This is a genomic window from Streptomyces sp. DH12 (assembly GCF_020873895.1).
Taxonomy (GTDB): domain Bacteria; phylum Actinomycetota; class Actinomycetes; order Streptomycetales; family Streptomycetaceae; genus Streptomyces.
On the sequence record NZ_JAHWGT010000071.1, the window covers coordinates 1 to 3,823 of the forward strand.

Sequence of the window (3,823 nt, forward strand, 5' to 3'; positions counted from 1 at the left end):
GCGGCCCCGGCCGCGGCCGCGCAGGTCGTCGCGGCCGGGGCCTGGCCCGGGGGTGGCGCGCGGGGTGCGCGGGTGTGTCAGGCGCCGGTCGTGGAGCGGCGGCGGGTGGCGGACACCGCGCCCGCGCCGACGACGATCGCGGCGCCCGCGGCGAGCGCGTAGCCGCCCAGGGCGTCGGAGGAGCCGGTCTTGGCGAGGGTCCCGGCCGTCGTCCCGGTGGTCGTGGTGGTCGTGGTCGTGCCGAGCGGCGTGGTGCCCGTGCCGCCCTGTGGGCTCGGGGAGCCGCTGGGCGACGGGGTCGGCGTCGGGGTGGGGGTGGGCTTCGTGGTGGGCGCCTGGGTGAGCGCCAGCGGGTGGCTGACCACGCGCTCGTTGGCGCCGCAGTGCTCGCCGCGCTCGTACCAGGCGGACACCTCGATCCGGCCCTTCCACGCCTTCGCGTCGGCGGCCGGGCTCAGGCGCAGGGTGTAGGTGCCGGCGGCGCGGGGCTCCAGCGGGCCGACGTTGACGGCGAGGCCCTCGGGGTTCGCCTTCTTCCAGCCGGGTGCGGTCTTCGAGGTCCACTCCAGCCCGAACGGCGGGACGACACCCTGGAAGGCCGAGGCGAGCCCGACCTGGCCGTAGGCGCGGTCCATCGTCCGGTCGGAGGTGTTGGTGACGCGGACCGTCAGCTCGACCGGCTTGCCGACCACGATCTTCTCGGGCAGTCCGACCAGCTCGGCGACGGCCGTCTCGTCGCGGGCGCACATGCCGTGGTCGCCGTCCTTGGCCTCGGCGAGGGCCTTCTCCGCGGCGGCCAGCTCCGCGCGGGCCTTCGCGAGGGCGGTATCGGCGGCGGCGAGGACCTTGCCGAGGGCGACCAGGGCGTTGTCGCGGGCATGGCCCGCGTCCACGACCTTCCTGTCCGCGGCGGCCTTCGCCGCCGCGGCGGTCCCGGCGGCCTTCTCGGCCTCCTCGACGGCCTTCCGCGCGTCCTCCTTCTGCTGCGGCGTCGCGGTCTCGTCCGAGCTGACGGCGGCGAGCGCCTCGCGGGCCGCCTTCAGGGCCTCCTCGGCCTTGGCGGCCTTCTCGGCGGCCGCGGTCGCCGCCTTCTTCGCCGCCTCGATCGCCAGCACGTGCGGGTCGGTGGGCTCCTGCATCGCGTCGATCGCGTCACTCGCCGCGTCCCGTTCGGCGACGGCCGCGTCGAGTGCCTTGCGCGCGTCGGCGACGGCCTTCTCCAGCTCCGCGATCGACCGCCCCGCGGCGCGGACGGAAGTCGGCGCGGTCGGCGCGGACGGCGCGGACGGCGCGGACGGCGCGGACACCAGCGGCGCCGTCGGGCCGGGCGTCGGGGCGGCGGGCGCCGCGGGCGCGGCCGTCTCGGCGGAGGCGGGCGACGCGGCGAGCAGGACGACGGGCGCGGCCACGGTGGCGGCGACGGCGGTGGCGACGGTGGTCGCGAAAGTACGGCTGGTCTTCACGAGTGCTCTTTCCCCGGGAGCGGAAGTCACGCACGCGGCAGGTCACGCCGGTGGTCGGTAGAGCCTAAGGAGGCCGGTCCGCCCGGGAGAAGTGCGCGGGCCGGGGTGCGGTCCGCGCCGCCGCGGCAGGTGACGCTCCGCCAGGGGCCAAAGCGGGACGAGGCGCGCAGTTGCCCTCGGGGGCCGGACTTTCCGTGTGGGGATTGTCATCGCGGCCGGGCGGGTGGCGCCCGGCGGTCCCTGGTGGCCCCGGGCGGTCCCCGGTGGCCACGGGCGGTTCAGGCGCAGGTGTGCCGGTCGCGTTCCGGCGAGTACAGGTGGCTGTCGCGGAACTGGGTCGCCGCGAGGGTGCGGCCGACCAGGATGACGGCGGTGCGCGTGATGCCGGCCTCCTTCGTGGCCGCCGCGATGTCGGCGAGGGTGCCGCGCAGGACCACCTCGTCGGGGCGGCTGGCCATCGCGACGACCGCCGCCGGGCAGTCGGCGCCGTAGTGCGGGGTCAGTTCGGCGACGACCCGGTCGACGTACCGGGCCGCCAGGTGCAGCACCAGCAGGGCGCCGCTGCGGCCGAGCGTGGCCAGGTCCTCGCCCTCCGGCATGGCCGTGGCCTGCTCGGCGATCCGGGTCAGGATGACCGTCTGGCCGACGGTCGGCACGGTCAGCTCCCGCTTCAGCGACGCGGCGGCGGCGGCGAACGCCGGTACGCCCGGCACCACTTCGTACGGGACGCCCGCCGCGTCCAGCCGCCGCATCTGCTCGGCGACGGCGCTGAAGACGGACGGGTCGCCCGAGTGGAGGCGGGCCACGTCGTGGCCCGCCTCGTGCGCGCGGACCAGTTCGGCGGTGATGGCGTCCAGGTCGAGGCGGGCCGTGTCGACGAGCCGGGCGTCCGGCGGGCACTCGGCGAGCAGTTCGCGCGGGACGAGCGACCCGGCGTACAGGCACACCCCGCAGGCGGCGAGGGTGCGGGCGCCGCGCACGGTGATGAGGTCGGCGGCGCCGGGGCCCGCTCCGATGAAGTAGACGGTCATCCAGCTGTCTCCTGCTTCGTGACGGACCATTGCGTGACCGGCATGGCCTGGCGCCAGCCGGTGAAGCCGCCCACCGGGACGGCGTGCGCGACCGCGAGCCGCACCAGTTCGCCGCCGTGGCGGCGGTACCGGTCGGCGAGCAGCGCCTCCGATTCGAGGGTGACGGTGTTGGCGACCAGCCGGCCGCCCGGCCGCAGCGCCGCCCAGCAGGCGTCGAGCAGTCCGGGCGCGGTCAGCCCGCCGCCGACGAACACCGCGTCGGGCGTCTCCAGGCCGGCGAGGCCGGCGGGCGCGGCGGCGCGGACGACGCGCAGCCCGGGCACGCCGAGCGCGGCGGCGTTGCGCGCGATGCGGTCGGCGCGCTGCGGGTCGCGTTCGACGGTGACGGCTCGGCAGGTCGGGTGGACGCGCATCCACTCCACGCCGATCGAGCCGGAGCCGCCGCCGACGTCCCACAGCAGCTCGCCCGGCGCGGGCGCCAGCGCGGCGAGCGTCGCGGCGCGCACGTGGCGCTTGGTGAGCTGCCCGTCGTGCTCGTACGCCGTGTCGGGCAGCCCGGGTACGGCGCCCAGGCGCGGCGCGCCGGGGGCGCGGGCGCAGTCGACGGCGACGACGTTCAGCGGGTCGCCCGGCGGGTGGGGCCACGCGTCGGCGGTGCCGTGCAGGACGCGTTCGCGGTCGGGGTGGCCGAGCTGCTCCAGTACGCGCAGCCGGCTCGGCCCGTACCCGCGGGCCCGCAGCAGGGCGGCCACCTCGCCGGGGGTCGCGGCGCCGGAGCTGAGCACCAGCAGGCGGCGCCCGTCGTGGAGGGCCGCGGTCAGGGTGTCGAGGGGGCGGCCGACCAGCGTGACGGTCGCCGTGTCCTCCACGGGCCAGCCGAGCCGGGCGCAGGCGTACGCGACGGACGACGGGTGCGGCAGGACGCGCAGCCGCTCCGGGCCCAGGACCTCGGCGAGTGCGCGGCCGACGCCGTGGAACATCGGGTCGCCGCTGGCGAGGACGGCGACGCGGCGGCCGGCGTGCTCTGCAAGCAGCCGCGGGACGGCGGGGCGCAGCGGTACGGGCCAGGCGACGCGTTCGGCGGTGACCTCCGCCTCCGGCAGCAGGCCGAGCTGGCGGGCGCCGCCGCCGATGACGACCTCCGCGGCGCGCAGGGCGTCGCGGGCGGTACCGGACAGCCCGGCCCAGCCGTCGGCGCCGATGCCGACGACGGTGACGGGCGGGGGGTTCTCCGGGCAGCTCACGGGCCGGAACCCTACCGGCCGGTCCGTGCGGGGTGAGGGGGCGGGTGCCGCGGGCGGTGCCGCGGGCGGGTGTCCCGGGAGGGGG

The 3,823-nt window shown here is 77.9% G+C and carries 3 protein-coding genes; all 3 read right to left on the reverse strand.

Going from position 1 to position 3,823, the window contains the following annotated elements:
* Positions 1-77: 77 nt before the first annotated feature.
* Positions 78-1,463 (reverse strand): hypothetical protein, encoded by a 1,386-nt coding sequence (locus LPA54_RS32445; protein ID WP_228984368.1) that lies wholly within the window; start codon positions 1,461-1,463, stop codon positions 78-80.
* 278 nt (positions 1,464-1,741) lie between these two features.
* A complete protein-coding gene (gene cobM / locus LPA54_RS32450) occupies positions 1,742-2,494 on the reverse strand; it encodes a precorrin-4 C(11)-methyltransferase (protein WP_228984369.1) in 753 nt (250 codons plus the stop codon).
* The gene (cbiE, locus tag LPA54_RS32455) at positions 2,491-3,738 is read right to left on the reverse strand and encodes a precorrin-6y C5,15-methyltransferase (decarboxylating) subunit CbiE (protein WP_228984370.1); all 1,248 of its coding nucleotides are present in this window, start codon (positions 3,736-3,738) and stop codon (positions 2,491-2,493) included. The genes cobM and cbiE overlap by 4 nt, the downstream gene beginning before the upstream one ends.
* Positions 3,739-3,823 lie beyond the last annotated feature (85 nt).